The following is a 17,189-nucleotide window of genomic DNA, read 5'->3' as shown; positions in this document are numbered from 1 at the left end:
CGACGGAGTTTCCCTGAGGGAACTGCCGCCGACCGGCCCCGATCGCGTGCTGGGATCAGACGCGCGGCTTCTCGCGCATCTCGTACGTCGCGATGACGTCGTCGACCTTGATGTCGTTGAAGTTTCCGAGGTTGATACCACCCTCGTAGCCTTCGCGGATCTCGGTGACGTCGTCCTTGAAGCGACGCAGACCCTCGATGTTGAGGTTCTCCGCGATGACCTTGCCATCGCGGACCAGGCGCGCCTTGGTGTTGCGCTTGACCTCGCCGGAGCGGATGAGAACACCCGCGATGTTGCCCAGCTTGGACGACTTGAAGACCTCGCGGATCTCCGCCGTGCCGAGCTCGACCTCTTCGTACTCCGGCTTGAGCATGCCCTTGAGGGCCGCCTCGATCTCCTCGATCGCCTGGTAGATGACCGAGTAGTACCGGACGTCCACGCCTTCGCGCTCGGCCATCTGCTGCGCACGCCCGGCGGCGCGCACGTTGAAGCCGATGACGATGGCGTCGGAGCCCATGGCCAGGTCGATGTCGGACTCCGTGACCGCACCGACGCCGCGGTGCAGGACGCGGATGTCGACCTCTTCGCCGACGTCCAGCTGGAGCAGCGAGGACTCGAGAGCCTCGACCGAACCGGAAGCGTCACCCTTGATGATGAGGTTGAGCTGCTGGACCTCGCCGGCCTTGAGCACCTTGTCCAGGTCCTCGAGGGAGACACGACGCGTGCGCTTGGCGAACGCGGCGTTGCGCTCACGGGCGGCGCGCTTCTCGGCGATCTGACGGGCCGTACGGTCCTCGTCGACCACCAGGAAGTTGTCGCCCGCACCCGGGACGTTGGTCAGGCCCAGGACCTGAACCGGCGTCGAGGGGCCGGCCTCGGCGACGTTGTTGCCGTTGTCGTCGAGCATGGCGCGCACGCGACCGTAGGCGTCGCCCACGACCATCGTGTCGCCGACCCGCAGCGTGCCTCGCTGGACGAGGACCGTCGCCACGGCACCGCGGCCGCGGTCGAGACGGGACTCGATCGAGATGCCCTGCGCGTCCTGGTTCGGGTTGGCCCGCAGGTCGAGCGAGGCGTCCGCGGTGAGGACCACGGCCTCCAGCAGGGAGTCGATGTGCAGACCCTGCTTGGCGGAGATGTCGACGAACATGGTGTCGCCGCCGTACTCCTCAGCCACCAGGCCGTACTCGGTCAGCTGACCGCGCACCTTGGTCGGGTCGGCACCCTCGACGTCGATCTTGTTGACCGCGACGACGATCGGGACGTCGGCCGCCTTGGCGTGGTTGAGCGCCTCGACCGTCTGCGGCATGACGCCGTCGTTGGCCGCGACGACCAGGATCGCGATGTCGGTCGACTTCGCACCACGGGCACGCATGGCGGTGAACGCCTCGTGACCCGGGGTGTCGATGAAGGTGATCTTGCGCTCTTCGTCGTTGACCTCGGTCGCGACCTGGTAGGCACCGATGTGCTGGGTGATGCCGCCGGCCTCGCCCGCGATGACGTTCGTCTTGCGGATGGCGTCGAGGAGTCGGGTCTTACCGTGGTCGACGTGACCCATGACGGTGACGACGGGCGGACGGACCACCAGGTCGTCCTCGTCGCCCTCGTCCTCGCCGAACTCGATGTCGAAGGACTCGAGCAGCTCGCGGTCCTCCTCCTCGGGGCTGACGATCTGAACCGTGTAGTTCATCTCGCCCGCGAGGAGCTGCAGCGTCTCGTCGGAGACGGACTGCGTGGCCGTGACCATCTCGCCGAGGTTCATCATGACCGCGACGAGCGACGCCGGGTTGGCGTTGATCTTCTCCGCGAAGTCGGTGAGCGACGCACCGCGCGACAGGCGAATGGACTCGCCGTTGCCGCGAGGCAGCATCACGCCGCCGACCGACGGGGCCTGCATGGCCTCGTACTCCTGGCGCCTCTGCCGCTTCGACTTGCGGCCACGGCGCGCGGGACCACCGGGACGACCGAAGGCGCCCTGCGTGCCACCACGACCGCCCGGACCACCGGGACGACCGCCGAAGCCGGGACGGCCACCGCCGCCACCGCCGGGACCACCCGGACGGCCGGCGAAACCGCCGCCACCGCCACCGGGACCACCGGGACGACCGGCGAAACCGCCACCGCCGCCGCCACCGGGACGGCCGGCGAAGCCGCCGCCACCGCCGGGACGACCGCCGCCACCGGGACCACGACCGCCGCCGCCGGGACCACGGCCACCGCCGGGGCCACCGCCGGGACGCGGGCCGGCAGCAGGACGCTGCGGCATCATGCCGGGGTTGGGACGCGGGCCACCGGGGCCGCCGCCGGGACGCGGGCCGCCGCCCTGCGGACGGGGCATACCGCCCGGCGAGGGACGGGAGCCGCCCGGAGCCTGCGGACGAGGACCGCCCTGACCCTGGGGACGGGGACCGCCCTGACCCTGCGGACGCGGAGCACCGCCGGGAGCGCCGGCGCCACCGGGGCCGCCGGGACGCGGAGCGCCGCCCGGACGGGGCGCCTGCGGGCGCGCCATGCCGGTGGAGCCACCAGAGGTGAACGGGTTGTTGCCCGGACGGGGACCGGCCGGACGGGCACCGGGACGCGGGGCGCCGCCACCCGGGCGCGGAGCGCCGGGACGGTCGCCGCGGTCACCGCGGTCACCACGGCCCTGGCCACCCTGACCACCCGGACGCGGGGCGCCGGGACGCGGCGCCTGGCCGGCCGGACGCGCGGCGCCCGGACGCGGGCCGGAGCCCTGACCCTGGCCGCCCTGGCCCTGGCCCTGGCCCTGAGAGGCGGCAGGAGCGGCGGGAGCCGCCGGCGGTGCCGTGAACTCGGGCGCGCTCGGAGCCGGGGACGCCGGGGCGGGCCGCGGCGCGGGCTTCGGGCCCGGGGTGGGACGAGGGCCGGGAGAAACCGGCGCGGCCGGGGCCGCGGGCTTCTCGGCGGCCGGCTTGGGGGCAGCCGGGCGCGGCGGCGCCGGACGGGCCGCCTGCGCCGGAGAGGGGGCTCCCGGCTTCGCCGGGGCAGCCTTGCGGGCGGGGGCGGACTTGCCGCCTCCGCTGCCCTGCTGGAGGGCGTCCGTCAGCTTACGGACGACGGGCGCTTCGATGGTCGAAGACGCCGAACGGACGAATTCACCGAGTTCTTGGAGCTTGGCCATGACGACCTTGCTCTCAACCCCGAACTCCTTGGCGAGTTCGTATACCCGGACCTTAGCCACTTCGCTCCTTTTAGGTCCGGTTGCGTCCGGACCGTCGCTACTTCATGGGCGTACTCATCGCGTGCTCATCGAGTGCTCATCGCAATCTCGACCTACTTCCAACTCGCGGGGTACCAGGGCCGCGCGGGGGTTCCGCGCGACGCTTCTTACGGTGTTGCCTGGTCAGCAACTGTTCTCTGCTCGACGTACCGGCGCAACGCCTTTGTGTCGAGCGCTCCCGGGGCGCGCAACGCCCGCGTGAACGCCCGGCGGCGTACCGCCTGGTCGAGACAGACCAGGGCGGGGTGTACATACGCACCCCGGCCGGGCAGCGTACCGCTTGGATCAGGAACGCACTCGTCCTTGATCGCCACGATCCGCAGCAGATCAGTCTTGGCCGCTCGCTCCCGGCACCCCACACAGGTACGTTCAGGGCAGGCGCGGGCGCGTGTCCGGCCAGACACCACTAAGTCTACCTCCCCGTACCGACCTCACCCCTTTGGGGCAGGATTCGAACAGTTGCCGCTCGGTAACCTGACGTGATCTGAGCGCCAGGCGGCTTGGATCTATTCCCCGGTCTGCTCGGTGTCCGGGCGGATGTCGATGCGCCAGCCGGTGAGCCGGGCGGCAAGCCGGGCATTCTGCCCTTCCTTGCCGATGGCCAGTGACAGCTGGTAATCGGGCACGGTCACGCGCGCGGAGCGGGCCGCCATGTCCACGACCTCGACCTTGGAGACGCGGGCCGGGGACAGCGCGTTCGCCACCATCTCGGCCGGGTCGTCGGACCAGTCGACGATGTCGATCTTCTCGCCGTTCAGCTCGCCCATGACGTTGCGCACCCGGCCGCCCATGGGGCCGATGCAGGCGCCCTTGGCGTTCAGACCGCTGCGGGTGGACCTTACGGCGATCTTGGTGCGGTGGCCGGCCTCGCGGGCGATGGCGGCGATCTCCACCGAGCCGTCGGCGATCTCCGGCACCTCCAGGGCGAAGAGCTTCTTCACCAGGTTGGGGTGGGTGCGCGAGAGGGTGACGGAGGGGCCGCGGACGCCCTTGGCCACCCGGACGACGTAGGACCGCAGCCGCATCCCGTGCGGGTAGGTCTCGCCCGGGACCTGTTCCTGCACCGGCAGGATGGCCTCCAGCTTGCCGATGTCCACGAGCACGTTCTTCGGGTCGCGGCCCTGCTGGACCACGCCGGTGACGATGTCGCCCTCGCGGCCCGCGTACTCGCCGAGCGTCGCGTCGTCCTCGGCGTCGCGCAGACGCTGGAGGATGACCTGCTTGGCGGTGGTGGCGGCGATCCGGCCGAAGCCGGAGGGGGTGTCGTCGAACTCGCGGGCCTCCTGGCCCTCCTCCAGATCCTCGGGATCCTCCTTCGCCCACACGGTCACATGGCCGGTCTCCCGGTTCAGCTCCACGCGCGCGTGGCGGCGGCTTCCCTCGGTGCGGTGGTAGGCGATGAGGAGGGCCGACTCGATCGCCTCGACCAGCAGGTCGAAGGAGATCTCCTTCTCCCGAACCAAGCCCCGCAGGGCACTCATGTCGATGTCCACGGCTACGCCTCCTCTTCCTTCTTGTCCTTGCGGCTGAACTCGACCTGCACGCGCGCCCTGTCGATCTCCGGGAAGCCGAGTCTGCGGCTGGTGGGCTTGCGGCCCTTGACTCCGGGCACTTCGAGATCGAGGCCCTCGTCGTCGACGTCCAGGATCCGGGCCACCAGTTCCCCGCCCTCGGCCAATTGGAACTTCACCAGCCGGTCGACGGCGCGCACGTAGTGCCGGTGCTCCGTCAGGGGACGCTCGGCGCCGGGGGTGCCGACCTCGAGGGTGTACTCGCCCTGGCCCATCGCGTCGGTCTCGTCGAGCTTCGCCGAGAGCTCGCGGCTCACATCGGCGATCCGGTCCAGGTCCGCCCCGGTGTCGGAGTCGACCACGACGCGCAGCACACGCTTGCGTCCGACGGAGTCCACTGCGATCTCTTCGAGATCGAGGCCCTGAGAGTTGACGAGCGGTTCCAGAAGTTCTCGCAGCCTCTCGCTCTGGGTGGTGCTCATCCGGGTGACTCCTCGGCCGCGTGTGCTGTTGTGGGATGGGTCGCGTGTCTGGTCAAAGGGTATCGGGTCGCGAGGAGTGTTGCGTCCAGCCACCGGCGGTGGGGCCGCGTCGCCCAAGGGGTCGGGACTGCGGGTTTGTGGGCGAACACGGGCTGCCTGTGGCTGATCGCACCCGCGCGGCGGAGCCGCATGTCGACACGGCCCCGCGCCCCTTGAGGCCGGCTGTCGAGCCGGTGACATGACTCTGCCGTACGCGCGGGTACGGTGATCAGCGGCGGGCGCGTCCCGCCTGCGTGTTCGTACGAGTCCCCGAGGACGTGTGCCGTGCCGTACCCCCCGCCCTCGCGCCACCCCTCGGGGCCGCGCCGAAGAGCCCTGCTCGCCTCCGTCGCCGGTGCCGCCCTGCTGGTGGGCTGCACGTCCCGGCCCGACGAATCGGACGGCGGGACGAGCGGCAGTCCGTCGCTCGTCGAGAAGGCACGCGCGCGTGCGGCCCGCGACAGCGACGACCTGGTCGGGCACTACGACGCCGTGCTGGCCGCCCACCCCGTACTGGCCCCTGTGGTGGGGCCGTTGCGGGCGGAGGCCCTGCGGCACGCGGCGGCGTTCGGCCCGGATCCGTCGGCCGGATCGCCCACGCCGTCCGGGACGCCGACCGGCGGTACGGCGTCGCCGTCGGCCTCCCCCTCCGCGAGCGTCTCCGTTCCGACGAACGAGCGGGACGCGCTGGCCGACCTCGCCGCCGCCGAACGGGCGCTCGCGGACCGGCGGGCGAAGGCACTGCTCGACGTACCCGGTGAACTGGCGCGGCTGCTGGCCTCGGTGGCCGCGGCCGGGGCCGTGCACGCATACCTGCTGACGGAGGCGGCCAAGTGAGCGAGGCGAAGAAGGCGACCGTCAAGGCCCTCCAGTCGGCGCTCGCCGCCGAGCACGCGGTCGTGTACGGATACGGCGTCGTCGGCGGCCGGATCAGCGAGGAGCGGCGCTCGGAGGCGCGTGCGGCATACGCGGCACACCGGGCGCGGCGGGACGCGCTGGCGCGCGAGGTGAGCGACCGGGGCGCCGAGCCGGTCTCGGCGAGCGCCGGGTACGCGCTGCCCTTCCCGGTGCCGGACTCCGCCTCGGCCGTCCTGCTCGCCGCCGAGCTGGAGGACCGGGTGGCCGGGGTGTACTCCGACCTGGTGCGGGCAGCCGAGGGGGAGCTGCGGGGTACGGCCGCCGAGGCGCTGCGGGAGGCCGCGGTGCGGGCGGTGCGCTGGCGCGGCGGGAGCGTAGCCTTCCCTGGGCTCGCCGAGCGTGCGGGCACCGCGGCCCCGTCGGAGGAGCCCACCGCCTGACGCGGACCGCAGCACACGTACGGGCAGTACGGGAAGGGAACGACTCGCGCATGGCTTTCGAACCGCCGCAGCGTCTGGTCAGGGCGCTCGGTGAGACGGCACCGGACGGTGACGACTGGTTGGAGAGGCTGCCGGAGGCGGCCCACCAGGCCGTCGCGCTACGCGAGTTGACCGTGGAGCGGGTGCAGATGCCGGGCGGCCGCAGCAGCCTGGTGGTCCTGGTCCGGCAGCCGGACGGCACCCCGGCGGTGCTGAAGCTGGCGCCGCCCCGGGCCCGCCCTCAGAGCGAGCGGGCCGCGCTGGCGCACTGGGGCGGCACGGGTGCCGTACAGCTTCTGGAGCCCTTCGTGACCGAGGGTGTGCTGCTGCTGGAGCGGCTGCGTCCGGATCTGTCGGTGCGGTCGCTGCCGGAGGCGAAGGCATTGCTGGAGGCGGCGGGGACGCTGCGGCGGCTGTGGGTGGAACCCCCGGACGGCCATCGCTTCGAGACGGTGGCCGAGCGGACGGGGCGGCAGGCCGAGGCGATGCGGGCGACCGCGGCCGCGGACGCCGAGGTGGCGACGCTGGTCGACGCCGCGCTGGCCGCTCGTGAGGAGCTGCTGGCCGCGCCGCCCGAACGGCGTTTGCTGCACGGGACGTTCCGGCAGAGCAAGGTGCTGGCCGGGGAGCGGATGCCGTGGCTGGCGGTGGGGCCGGATCCGGTCGTGGGTGAGTGCGCGTTCGATCTGGCGCGGCTGGTGCGGGACCGGGTGGAGGATCTGATCGCCTCGCCGTCGGGTGCGGCGACGACGCGGCGGCGGGTCAAGCGGCTCGCGGAGTCGCTGGAGGTGGACCAGGAGCGGCTGCGGGGGTGGACGCTGTTCCGGGCCGTGGAGTCGGGGGTGCGGGCCCGCCGGGTCGGGCGGCCGCAGGACGCCGAGCTGCTGCTGGAGTTCGCGGGCTGGCTGTAGCGGCCTCGACGGTCACGTTCGCGAGCTCGGCCTTGGTGCGGCCGTGGAAGGGGCCGCCGGAGGCGGTCACCACGGGGCGCTGCGGGCGCCGGGTGCCGTGGACGGGACCACGCCCCCCTGCCGTGGTCGGAGCAGAGGGGCGTGGTGGATCCGGTCGACTTGCCTCCCGAGCCTGCCGACCGGAGTCTCGGGGGTCGCCGGGACGGCCGTCCGGGCGACCTCAGTGTTCGCCGGGCCGCAGAGGCATCACCGCCGCCCATGTCTCGGCGGTCGCGCCGAACAGGGTCCCCTCCATCGCCAGCAGCCGGGTGTGCCGACGGATGTGAGCGGTCTGATCGGGGGGCGCGGGAGAGTCGGGGATGACCGGCTGGGCGTACGGGACATGGGCGAACAGCGGGAGGTCGGCCGGTGACAGCCGCCAGGACAACTGCCGCCCGCCGGCCTCCACGCACAGCAGGTGCGGGCCGTCCGGTCCGGAGCCGGCGTCGGGGGTGAGGACCGCGCTCGACGGGTGCAACGCCGCCAACCAGGCCAGCAGGTGGGCGCGTTCGTGTCGGGTGCGGGTCAACTCCCGCTCGTAGGAGTCGGCGTGCCGCCGCCAGCGGTCGCGCTCCTGCCGACAGGCGTCCAGATCGCGCCCGAGACGGTGCCGGGACCCCGTCCGCCGCGCGAGGGGCTTGACGCGGCGCCGCAGCGCTCGCAGCAGGACGGCGGCCGCACGGCCGAGGGGACCCGGGCTCCGGGGGTGACCGGTTCCGGGCACGGCGGGCAGGGGATCCGACGGGGGCGAGGACATGAGGAACTCCGGTTGCGGTGAGGAAACATCAGCTCGGCTCGCCGGACGACCCGGCGGGGTGTCGGGCGGGGTCGTGGGGGGCGGGACTTCTCGCACTGGGCGCCGGTGGAACCGGGTGGCGACCGGCGTCGCAGGGGCTGGCCTTCTCCCGCCGGTCACGGACAGGAGCCCGTACGGCGATCGGAGTCGAGGGGGCTGGCCTTCGCCGACTGGTCACTGGTCGACCCGGTACGGCGATCAAGGTCGCGGGGCCCGGCCTTCTCCCGCCGGTCACAGACAGGAGCCCGTACGGCGATCGGAGCCGAGGGGGCTGGCCTTCTCCGACTGGTCACTCGTCGACCCGGTACGGCGATCGAAGTCGCGGGGCATCGCCTTCGCCGGCTGGTCACTGGTCGACCCGGTACGGCGATCAAGGTCGTGGGGCCCGGCCTTCTCCCGCCGGTCGCGGGTCGACCCGGTACGGCGGTAGCGGCCGGCTTCCCTGGCGTTGGCGGCGCGGCACGCCTCGTCGACGGGTTCGCCCCGGCGCAGGTGCCGTTGGTAGGCGGCGCGGGTGCCGCAGGGGGCGGGCAGGGGGCGCGGGGACACGGCCGGGGCGCGGGGTCCGGGGCGATCGGCGGGCTCACCGGGTCGCGGTGCCGGCCGGCGCTGCGGTGCCCGTGACAGGTTCGCGCTGCGCTCCAGGTCATGGCGCTGGGGACCGGTGAGTCCGGCCACGACGCCCTGGCGACGGCACCGGGGCAGGCCCTTCTCCCGTTGCAGCACTGCGGCCAGGCACGGTTCGAGCACCGGACAGGCCGCGCAGATGGCGACGGCCGTCGACCAGGAACTGCGCGAGAACCAGAGGTCCGCGTTCCGCTCCCCGCAGGCGGCGCTCGCCTCCCAGACCCGCGAACCCCCGTCCGCCCCCGCCTCGCCCGGGATCCGCGCACCTCCCCCACCGGCCGTCATACGACCGGCCCGATCGGGCCGCGCATCGGTCCGGAGGGCACCGTCGGCACGGGTAACGCCCGGTCGCCGGCGGGCACGACGTCCGGCACGACGGCACGCACCGGCGACAACGGCCCCAGATGCACCGCCAGATTGGCCAGGGAGCACCGCTCGGGCCGGCCGTCCAGGGACATCAGGGGCATGCCGTCATGGCTCCGGCAGCCCTGGAAGTACCAGACGTCACCCTGCGCGTCGCGCTGCGGAAGCGCCAGGTCGTACGTGACGCCGCCTAGCCGGAAGAGATGCGTCTGCGGTCCGGGCGCCGAGGGGGCGGGGGCGAGGGCGGGTGCCGCCAACGGGATTGCGGTGGGCGGAGCCACCACGGGCGAGGTTGCCGCGGGCGGAGGGCCCACGGCCGGAGCTACCGCGGGCGGAGGGCCCACGGCCGGAGCTGCCGCGGGCGGAGACACCACCGGTGAAGTTGCCGCGGGCGGAGGCACCACGGGTGAAGCTGCCGCGGGCGGAGAGCCCACGGCCGGAGCTGCCGCGGGCGGAGACACCACCGGTGAAGTTGCCGCAGGCGGAGAGCCCACGGCCGGAGCTGCTCCGGGCGGAGACACCACCGGTGAAGTTGCCGCAGGCGGAGGCACCACGGGTGAAGTTGCCGTGGGTGAAAGGGCCACGGCCGGAGTCGCCGCGGGCGAGGGTGCCACCGGTGAGGCTGCCGGGGGCGAAAGGGCCGCGGCCGGAGTCGCTGCGGGCGCGGCTGTCGCCGGCCGGGCTGCCGCGGGCGTAGGCGTCACGCGCGGTGTCGTCGAGGTCGCGCCGTGGGCCACCACCGTCACCCGGACGCCGCCGCGCTCCCCCTCGCCGACCACCGTGTGGGGGCGGGTGCCCGCGCCGACGGCCGTGATGCCGAGGTACGCCCGCCAGCGGGCCCATGGGAGGGGGCCGTCCACGCGGAGCACGACCCGCACCCGGTCGCCGTCCACGCGGACCCCGGAAGGACCGGTGTGCCCGGCCAGCCGGCGTTCGATGGCGTGCGCGAGGGAGCGGGCCCGTGCGCAGGAGGCGTCCCAGGCCAGGGCCCTGCGCTCCAGGTCGGTGAGCGCGCGCGGGGCCGGCGTCCAACCGCCGCCCGGCGTCCAACCGCCGCCCGGGGTCCAACCGCCGCCCGGGGTCCAACCGCCGCCCGGGGTCCAACCGCCGTCCGGGGTCCGGTGCAGTACGACGCCGAAGGTGCGGCCGGGGTCGACGAGGAGGCGGGCCGTGTCGAGCGCGTGCGCGACCGCGGTCGCCCGGTCGGCCCCGGTGGACTCCAGTGCCGCGCGGATCACGCCGACGGCGTGCGGGAAGTTGCTGTTCACACGGACACCGCCCCGGTCGGCCGGCGCAGCTTGCGCAGCGCGCGGTAGGTCAGCGTCTTGACCGCGCCGACGCTCCGGCCCATCGCCAACGCCGTCTCCTGCGGCGTCAGTTCGTCGAGGAAACGCAGCTCCACGCAGTGCCGCTGCTGGGCGTTGAGGGTGTGCAGGGCGGTGCGGACCGTCTCATGGGCCTCGACGGCCTCCAGTGCGCGCAGGACCAGCGCCTCCGCGTCCCGGCCCGCCTCCCCCGGGTCGTCGAACTCGGCGACCGGCGTCTCCAGGCGGGTGCGGCCGCGGCCGAGTTCGTCGAGGTAGAGGTTCTTCGCGATGGTGGTCAGCCAGGCGGCGAAGGCCGTGCCCTGCCAGTTGAAGGCGTCGATGCGCCGCAGGGCGCGGGTGAACACCTCCTGGGTCAGGTCCTCCGCCAGGTGTCCGTTGCGCGTGCGCAACAGCAGGAACCCGTACACGAGGCGGTAGTGCTGGTGGTACAGGGCCGCGAACGCCTCCCGGTCGCCGGTGCGGGCCCGGGCGACGAGCTCGGGTTCCGGGTCGCCCGCAGCGGTGATGGCGTTGTCCGGTAGGGACACGATCGGTTCTCCCGTCGATCTTGGTCCGACGAATCTCAGCGAGACTCAACGAATCTTCAATATTCATGTAGATGTAGATTTCTTGAACGTACGAAAGCGCACGCCAGGAGCCGCGATCCACATCCGGAGCCATCTACAGTCTTCATGTAGATGCAGATTGTGTCAAGATATCTACGGAGCGTGAGGAAGAGCGGGCCCCGACGGCGGCCGGGGGCGCGCGGTTGCGCGGTCGCATGCACGGTGCTCCCGCGCGCTCCCGAAGCCCTCGCGACCGATCTGCGATCTACTTGCGCTTGTAGATATTGATGCCGGATCCTCGATGCGTGACGATCCAGCAGAGCAGCCCAGGAGACCCGGACCCCGGCCAGGATCCGCCCCGCCGGGACGAGGACCTGGCGGCTCTGCTCGAACGTCTCCTGGCGCAGGCGCAGGACAGGACGCAGAAGGACCTGGCGGCCGAGGCCGGCATCTCCTATCCGACGCTGAACGCCTGGATGAACCGCACCCGCGGCACCTCGCGCATCGATCCGGAGAAGCTGCGGGCCATGGTCGAGGTGTTCCGGCGCTGGGGCGTTCGGACCACACCGAGGGAGTTCTTCGAGGCGGTCGGCCGCCCGGTTCCGGGGCCCAGCGGGGACGAGCGCGAGGCCCGGCTGCTGAAGCTGTACCGGCAATTGCCGGAGGCACGTCAGCGGGCACTGCTGAAGGACGCCGAGGCGATGCTTCAGGTCAGCCGCATCGGCTGAGGTCAGGGGCTCGTTTTCGGCCACCGGGCCGCACCGCGAGTGTGTGCCGGGTGTGACGGGCGCTTCCGGTGCGGCGGGAGAATATGACGAAACTCCTCACGCACCCGACCACCGTCGGTACCATCAGTCAGCCGCTGACCTCCCGGAGCGGATCACTCATGCCGTAGTGCATCCCTGGGGAGACAGTTGTGTGCGTCCACATTGCCGTGACAGACGGTCTGGCGAGCATCGCGGTCTGGGACCCGGACGAAGTCAGCATCCGCGTCGCCAGAGGTGCCCCGACGCGTGACGTGCTCCGCGAAGTGGCGGACATCCTGCTCATCGACCTGGGTGCCCCCGGCTCACGGGGCGGCCCCCTGCGCTGCTTCTGCGGCATGCGCGTCGAGCTTCCGCACGAACTCCTCCCCCGCGTGCTCACGGCCGAGGCAGGCTGAACCCGTCCCGCGGCCCGAGAAAGCAGGACCGTCCCCCGCCGTGTGACGCTGTGTCACACGGCGAAGGACGGTCCAGGGAGTTCGGGTCGCGTTACGCCGTCAGGCGGGCGATCGCCTCGTCCACCGTCAGTTCCTCGCGCTCACCGGTCCTGCGGTCCTTGAGCTCGACGACGCCCTCGGCCGCGCGCCGCCCGGCCACCAGGATCTGCGGTACGCCGATCAGCTCCGAGTCGGTGAACTTCACGCCCGGCGAGACACCGGCGCGGTCGTCGCACAGGACGCGCAGGCCGGCCGTCGCCAGCTTCTCGGAGACGTCGAGGGCGAGTTCGGTCTGGAGCGCCTTGCCCGCGGCGACCACGTGGACGTCGGCCGGGGCGACCTCGGCCGGCCAGCACAGGCCCTTGTCGTCGGCGGTCTGCTCGGCGAGGGCGGCGACGGCACGGGAGACGCCGATGCCGTAGGAGCCCATGGTGACGCGGACCGGCTTGCCGTTCTGGCCGAGGACGTCGAGCTTGAGGGCGTCGGCGTACTTGCGGCCCAGCTGGAAGATGTGGCCGATCTCGATCGCGCGGTCCAGGTTGAGGCCGGTGCCGCACTTCGGGCAGGGGTCGCCGTCCTGGACGACGACCACGTCGACGTACTCGTCCACCTCGAAGTCACGGCCCGCGACGACGTTCTTCGCGTGCATGCCCTCCTTGTTGGCGCCGGTGATCCAGGAGGTGCCGGGGGCCACGCGCGGGTCGGCGAGGTACTTCACCTTCTCGCCCAGGCCCTGCGGGCCGACGTAGCCGCGCACCAAGTCCCGGTTCTCGGCGAAGTCCGTCTCGGTGACCATCTCGACGACTGCGGGGGCGAAGTGGGCCTCGACCTTGCCCATGTCGACCTCGCGGTCGCCGGGAACACCGACGGCGACGATCTCGCCGTCGACCTTGACCAGCAGGTTCTTCAGGGTGGCGGAGGCCTCGACGCCGAGGTGGGCGGCGAGGGTCTCGATGGTGGGGGTGTCCGGGGTCGGGATCTCCTCGAGCGCGGCCACGCCTGCGGCGTCGACCGGCTTCAGCTCGTAGGTGATCGCCTCGGTGTTGGCCGCGAAGTCGCAGTTCGGGCAGTCCGCGAAGGTGTCCTCGCCGGCCTCGGCGGGGGCGAGGAACTCCTCCGACTTCGAGCCGCCCATCGCGCCCGCGGTGGCGGCGCAGATGCGGTAGTCGAGGCCGAGGCGCTCGAAGACGCGCTGGTAGGCCTGGCGGTGCAGAGCGTAGGACTGGGCGAGGCCCTCGTCCTCGGTGTCGAAGGAGTAGGAGTCCTTCATCAGGAACTCGCGGCCACGCAGGATACCGGCCCGCGGACGGGCCTCGTCGCGGTACTTGTGCTGGATCTGGTAGAGGATGACCGGCAGGTCCTTGTAGGAGGACGCCTGGTCCTTCACCAGCAGGGTGAAGATCTCCTCGTGGGTCGGGCCGAGGAGGTAGTCGCCGCCCTTGCGGTCCTTGAGCCGGAACAGCTCCTGGCCGTACTCGTCCCAGCGGCCGGTCGCGTCGTACGGCTCACGCGGCAGCAGCGCGGGGAGCAGCACCTCCTGGGCGCCGATCGCGTCCATCTCCTCGCGGACGATGCGCTCCACGTTGGCGAGGACCCGCTTGCCGAGGGGCAGCCAGGACCAGATGCCGGCCGCCGTGCGGCGGACGTAGCCGGCGCGGACGAGCAGCTTGTGACTGAGGACCTCGGCGTCCGCCGGGTCGTCGCGCAGCGTCTTCGCCATCAACTGGGACATGCGCTGGACCGGTGCGTTGGCCATGGTTCTCGTACTCCTGCCGAGTGTCGGTTATGGCAGGAGGTTAGCCGGGCGGTACGGGACGGTGGAAATCGGTTAACGACGGCGCAGCGGGAGAGGGGCCCCCATCACGGCGTACGGCTTGGGCGCGCTGGGGAACAGGACCTGTCGGGCGAGGTCCTCGTAGCCCAGGGAGTGGTAGAGGCCGCGGGCCGGGCTGTCCACGTCGATCGCCGAGAGGATCGAGCGGGGTTCGACGGCGCCGTCCGTGATCGTGGTGATCAGCGAGCGGCCCACGCCCCGGTTCTGGTAGCGGGGGTGGACGTGGAGTTCGGTGATGACGAAGGAGTCGTCGAGCCACCTGTCGTGGCCCTGGGCCCGGAGGTAGGGCTCCACGACCGTGGACCACCAGTGGTTACGGTCGTTGGGCATGCCGTAGACGAAGCCGACGAGGGTGCCCGCGGTGGTCGCGCCCAGGGCTCTCGCTCCCGGGTAGGTCATGTGGCGCAGGACGATCTGCCGGCGTACGGCGACCTCGTCGGGGCCGAGGCCGAACGCCACCGCCTGGACGGCCAGTGCCTCGTCCACCTGGGCCGAGAGGTCCAGGGGGCCGATCACGATGTCGTCTGCTTGGCGGCGGTGTGCGTGACCGGGAAGGCGCATGGTGGGGAGCCTACCTGGACGGACCTTCAGAACAGGACGCTCATGAAGGCGCCGACCTCCTTGAAGCCGACCCTCTGGTACGTCCTTCGCGCCGCCGTGTTGAAGTCGTTGACGTAGAGGCTGACCACCGGGGCCACGTCCGCGAGGGCGTAGCGCAGGACGGCCGCCATGCCGGGGGCGGCGAGGCCCTGGCCGCGGTACTCGGGGGCCACCCAGACGCCCTGGATCTGGCAGGCGCGGTCGGTGGCGGCGCCGATCTCGGCCTTGAAGACGACCTTGCCGTCCTGGTCGAGGCGGGCGAAGGAGCGGCCGGAGCCGACGAGTTCGGCGACCCGGGCCTGGTAGAGAAGTCCGCCGTCGCCGGCCATCGGGGAGACACCGACCTCCTCGGTGAACATCGCCACGCAGGCCGGCATGATCGTCTCCATCTCGTCCTTGCGGATGCGACGGACGTACGGGTCCGGGGCGATGTCGGCCGACATGCGGTCGGTGATCATCAGGGGCTGGTGGGAGCGGATCTCGCGGGCCGGGCCCCAGTTGGGCTCCAGCAGGCGCCACAGCTGGGCGGTGGACTCCGCGGGGCCGACGATGGAGGAGCAGCGGCGGCCCGCGCGGCGGGCTCGGTCGGCGAAGGCCCGTACGGCTCGGGGGGTGGCGCAGATCGGGACGAGGTTGGCGCCCGCGTAGCACAGGGACGTCAGCATGCCGTCCTCGTACCAGCCCCACATCTCGCCGCCGAGGCGCCAGGGGTCGAGGCCGGCGATCTGGACGCGGGATGTCACGAAGGCGTTCGCGACGGGCTCGCGGTCGAGGACGGCGAGCGCCGCGTCCAGGTCACTCGGTTCGAGGACCCGTGAGGTGGTCTGGGTCAACACGGTGCGGGGGCCTCACGCTGGGGTTCTGCTGGTCCCCGCACTGTACCTGCGGAAGCTTTGCCGTGCCGCCCAGTGGAGGTTGCCGTTCGTTTGCCAGGGACCGTCGGCCGGGGCACCCCCTGGGGGCTGCCGCCCCAGGCCCCCCGCTCCGGCCCTGAACGGGCCTCGTCCTCAAGCGCCGGACGGCTGAAATACAACCGCCCGGCGCCCCACAGCCCTCTCAGCCCGCGACCGCCACCGACGGCTCGCCCGATGCCACGCCGTCCGCCTCCATCTGCTCGGCGATCTTCATCGCCTCCTCGATGAGGGTCTCGACGATCTTGGACTCGGGGACCGTCTTGATGACCTCGCCCTTGACGAAGATCTGGCCCTTGCCGTTGCCGGAGGCGACGCCGAGGTCGGCCTCGCGGGCCTCGCCCGGGCCGTTGACGACGCAGCCCATGACGGCGACGCGGAGGGGGACCTCCATGCCGGTCAGGCCCGCGGTGACCTCCTCGGCCAGCTTGTAGACGTCGACCTGGGCGCGGCCGCAGGACGGGCAGGAGACGATCTCCAGGCCGCGCTGCTTGAGGTTCAGGGACTCCAGGATCTGGTTGCCGACCTTGACCTCCTCCACCGGCGGCGCGGAGAGGGAGACGCGGATCGTGTCGCCGATGCCCTGGGAGAGGAGGGCGCCGAAGGCGACCGCGCTCTTGATCGTGCCCTGGAACGCCGGGCCGGCCTCCGTCACACCGAGGTGGAGGGGGTAGTCGCAACTCTCGGCCAGCAGCTGGTAGGCCCGGACCATGACGACCGGGTCGTTGTGCTTGACCGAGATCTTGATGTCGCGGAAGTCGTGCTCCTCGAAGAGCGACGCCTCCCACAGGGCCGACTCGACGAGGGCCTCGGGCGTGGCCTTGCCGTACTTCTGGAGCAGGCGCCGGTCCAGGGAGCCGGCGTTGACACCGATGCGGATCGGGGTGCCGTGGTCATTGGCGGCCCGCGCGATCTCCTTGACCTTGTCGTCGAACTGCTTGATGTTGCCGGGGTTGACCCGGACCGCGGCGCAGCCGGCCTCGATGGCGGCGAAGACGTACTTCGGCTGGAAGTGGATGTCCGCGATCACCGGGATCTGGGACTTGCGCGCGATCGTGGCCAGCGCGTCGGCGTCGTCCTGTGTGGGGCACGCCACACGCACGATCTGGCAGCCGGAGGCGGTGAGCTCGGCGATCTGCTGGAGCGTGGCGCCGATGTCCGACGTACGCGTCGTCGTCATGGACTGGACCGAGACCGGAGCGTCTCCACCGACCGGGACGGTCCCGACCTGGATCTGACGGCTCTTCCGGCGCTCGGCGAGCTTGGTCGGTACGGACGGCATGCCGAGAGAAATCGCAGTCATCTGCTGTGCAACCCCAAGTCGTGGATCAAGGTCCGGTCCCGTCAGCAGCGGGCTCCAGGCTTCGAGATTACGGCACGGCCGCTCACCCCAGCACATCACGGCCTGTAAACCCACTCAATGG

Annotated in this window: 17 protein-coding genes; 5 read left to right on the top strand and 12 right to left on the bottom strand. The window is 72.1% G+C overall.

The window, feature by feature from the left end:
- Positions 1–55: 55 nt before the first annotated feature.
- From infB to rimP, 4 genes are all read right to left on the bottom strand, one after another.
- Positions 56–3,202: a translation initiation factor IF-2 gene (infB, locus tag PGH47_RS30950; protein ID WP_271666105.1), complete on the bottom strand. Its 3,147-nt coding sequence runs from the start codon at positions 3,200–3,202 to the stop codon at positions 56–58.
- 146 nt (positions 3,203–3,348) lie between these two features.
- Positions 3,349–3,645, bottom strand: a complete 297-nt coding sequence (locus tag PGH47_RS30945; protein WP_271666104.1) for a YlxR family protein — start codon at positions 3,643–3,645, stop codon at positions 3,349–3,351.
- 102 nt (positions 3,646–3,747) lie between these two features.
- Positions 3,748–4,734: a transcription termination factor NusA gene (nusA, locus tag PGH47_RS30940; protein WP_271666103.1), complete on the bottom strand. Its 987-nt coding sequence runs from the start codon at positions 4,732–4,734 to the stop codon at positions 3,748–3,750.
- A gap of 2 nt (positions 4,735–4,736) precedes the next feature.
- Positions 4,737–5,234: a ribosome maturation factor RimP gene (gene rimP, locus PGH47_RS30935; RefSeq protein ID WP_271666102.1), complete on the bottom strand. Its 498-nt coding sequence runs from the start codon at positions 5,232–5,234 to the stop codon at positions 4,737–4,739.
- A 324-nt stretch (positions 5,235–5,558) separates the two neighbouring features.
- Here rimP and PGH47_RS30930 point away from each other — a divergent pair, with 324 nt between their 5' ends.
- From PGH47_RS30930 to PGH47_RS30920, 3 genes are read left to right on the top strand one after another with little or no spacing between them, the layout of a single operon-like run.
- Positions 5,559–6,110 carry a hypothetical protein gene (locus PGH47_RS30930; RefSeq protein WP_271666101.1) on the top strand — a complete coding sequence of 184 codons (552 nt, stop codon included), beginning with the start codon at positions 5,559–5,561 and terminating at the stop codon, positions 6,108–6,110.
- On the top strand, positions 6,107–6,571 hold the full coding sequence (locus PGH47_RS30925; protein WP_271666100.1) for a ferritin-like domain-containing protein: 465 nt from the start codon (positions 6,107–6,109) through the stop codon (positions 6,569–6,571). Before PGH47_RS30930 ends, PGH47_RS30925 begins: the two co-directional genes overlap by 4 nt.
- Before the next feature lie 50 nt (positions 6,572–6,621).
- On the top strand, positions 6,622–7,521 hold the full coding sequence (locus PGH47_RS30920; RefSeq protein WP_271666099.1) for an aminoglycoside phosphotransferase family protein: 900 nt from the start codon (positions 6,622–6,624) through the stop codon (positions 7,519–7,521).
- A gap of 220 nt (positions 7,522–7,741) precedes the next feature.
- Here the strand turns inward: PGH47_RS30920 and PGH47_RS30915 are convergent, their stop codons facing one another.
- From PGH47_RS30915 to PGH47_RS30900, 4 genes are all read right to left on the bottom strand, one after another.
- On the bottom strand, positions 7,742–8,317 hold the full coding sequence (locus PGH47_RS30915) for a hypothetical protein (protein WP_271666098.1): 576 nt from the start codon (positions 8,315–8,317) through the stop codon (positions 7,742–7,744).
- Positions 8,318–8,587: 270 nt separating this feature from the next.
- A complete protein-coding gene (locus PGH47_RS30910) occupies positions 8,588–9,268 on the bottom strand; it encodes a WhiB family transcriptional regulator (protein ID WP_271666097.1) in 681 nt (226 codons plus the stop codon).
- Positions 9,265–10,614 (bottom strand): BN159_2729 family protein, encoded by a 1,350-nt coding sequence (locus PGH47_RS30905; protein ID WP_271666096.1) that lies wholly within the window; start codon positions 10,612–10,614, stop codon positions 9,265–9,267. The genes PGH47_RS30910 and PGH47_RS30905 overlap by 4 nt, the downstream gene beginning before the upstream one ends.
- The gene (locus PGH47_RS30900; protein ID WP_271666095.1) at positions 10,611–11,201 is read right to left on the bottom strand and encodes an RNA polymerase sigma factor; all 591 of its coding nucleotides are present in this window, start codon (positions 11,199–11,201) and stop codon (positions 10,611–10,613) included. The genes PGH47_RS30905 and PGH47_RS30900 overlap by 4 nt, the downstream gene beginning before the upstream one ends.
- 323 nt (positions 11,202–11,524) lie before the next feature.
- Here PGH47_RS30900 and PGH47_RS30895 point away from each other — a divergent pair, with 323 nt between their 5' ends.
- Both PGH47_RS30895 and PGH47_RS30890 read left to right on the top strand, forming a co-directional pair.
- Positions 11,525–11,947, top strand: coding sequence for a helix-turn-helix domain-containing protein (locus PGH47_RS30895; protein WP_271666094.1), 423 nt, complete (start codon positions 11,525–11,527; stop codon positions 11,945–11,947).
- Positions 11,948–12,153: 206 nt separating this feature from the next.
- Positions 12,154–12,381 carry a hypothetical protein gene (locus PGH47_RS30890; protein WP_229915067.1) on the top strand — a complete coding sequence of 76 codons (228 nt, stop codon included), beginning with the start codon at positions 12,154–12,156 and terminating at the stop codon, positions 12,379–12,381.
- A 91-nt stretch (positions 12,382–12,472) separates the two neighbouring features.
- Here the strand turns inward: PGH47_RS30890 and PGH47_RS30885 are convergent, their stop codons facing one another.
- The 4 genes from PGH47_RS30885 to ispG form a co-directional block, all read right to left on the bottom strand.
- A complete protein-coding gene (locus tag PGH47_RS30885; protein ID WP_271666093.1) occupies positions 12,473–14,176 on the bottom strand; it encodes a proline--tRNA ligase in 1,704 nt (567 codons plus the stop codon).
- A gap of 72 nt (positions 14,177–14,248) precedes the next feature.
- A complete protein-coding gene (locus tag PGH47_RS30880) occupies positions 14,249–14,815 on the bottom strand; it encodes a GNAT family N-acetyltransferase (RefSeq protein WP_271666092.1) in 567 nt (188 codons plus the stop codon).
- A 26-nt stretch (positions 14,816–14,841) separates the two neighbouring features.
- The gene (locus PGH47_RS30875) at positions 14,842–15,690 is read right to left on the bottom strand and encodes a GNAT family N-acetyltransferase (RefSeq protein ID WP_107902280.1); all 849 of its coding nucleotides are present in this window, start codon (positions 15,688–15,690) and stop codon (positions 14,842–14,844) included.
- Between the two features lie 220 nt (positions 15,691–15,910).
- Positions 15,911–17,068: a flavodoxin-dependent (E)-4-hydroxy-3-methylbut-2-enyl-diphosphate synthase gene (gene ispG / locus PGH47_RS30870; RefSeq protein ID WP_107902282.1), complete on the bottom strand. Its 1,158-nt coding sequence runs from the start codon at positions 17,066–17,068 to the stop codon at positions 15,911–15,913.
- Positions 17,069–17,189: the final 121 nt, after the last annotated feature.

Origin of the sequence: Streptomyces sp. HUAS 31 (genome assembly GCF_028198125.1) — a bacterium.
GTDB lineage: Bacteria > Actinomycetota > Actinomycetes > Streptomycetales > Streptomycetaceae > Streptomyces > Streptomyces chartreusis.
This window is presented reverse-complemented; position numbering and strand designations above follow the sequence as displayed.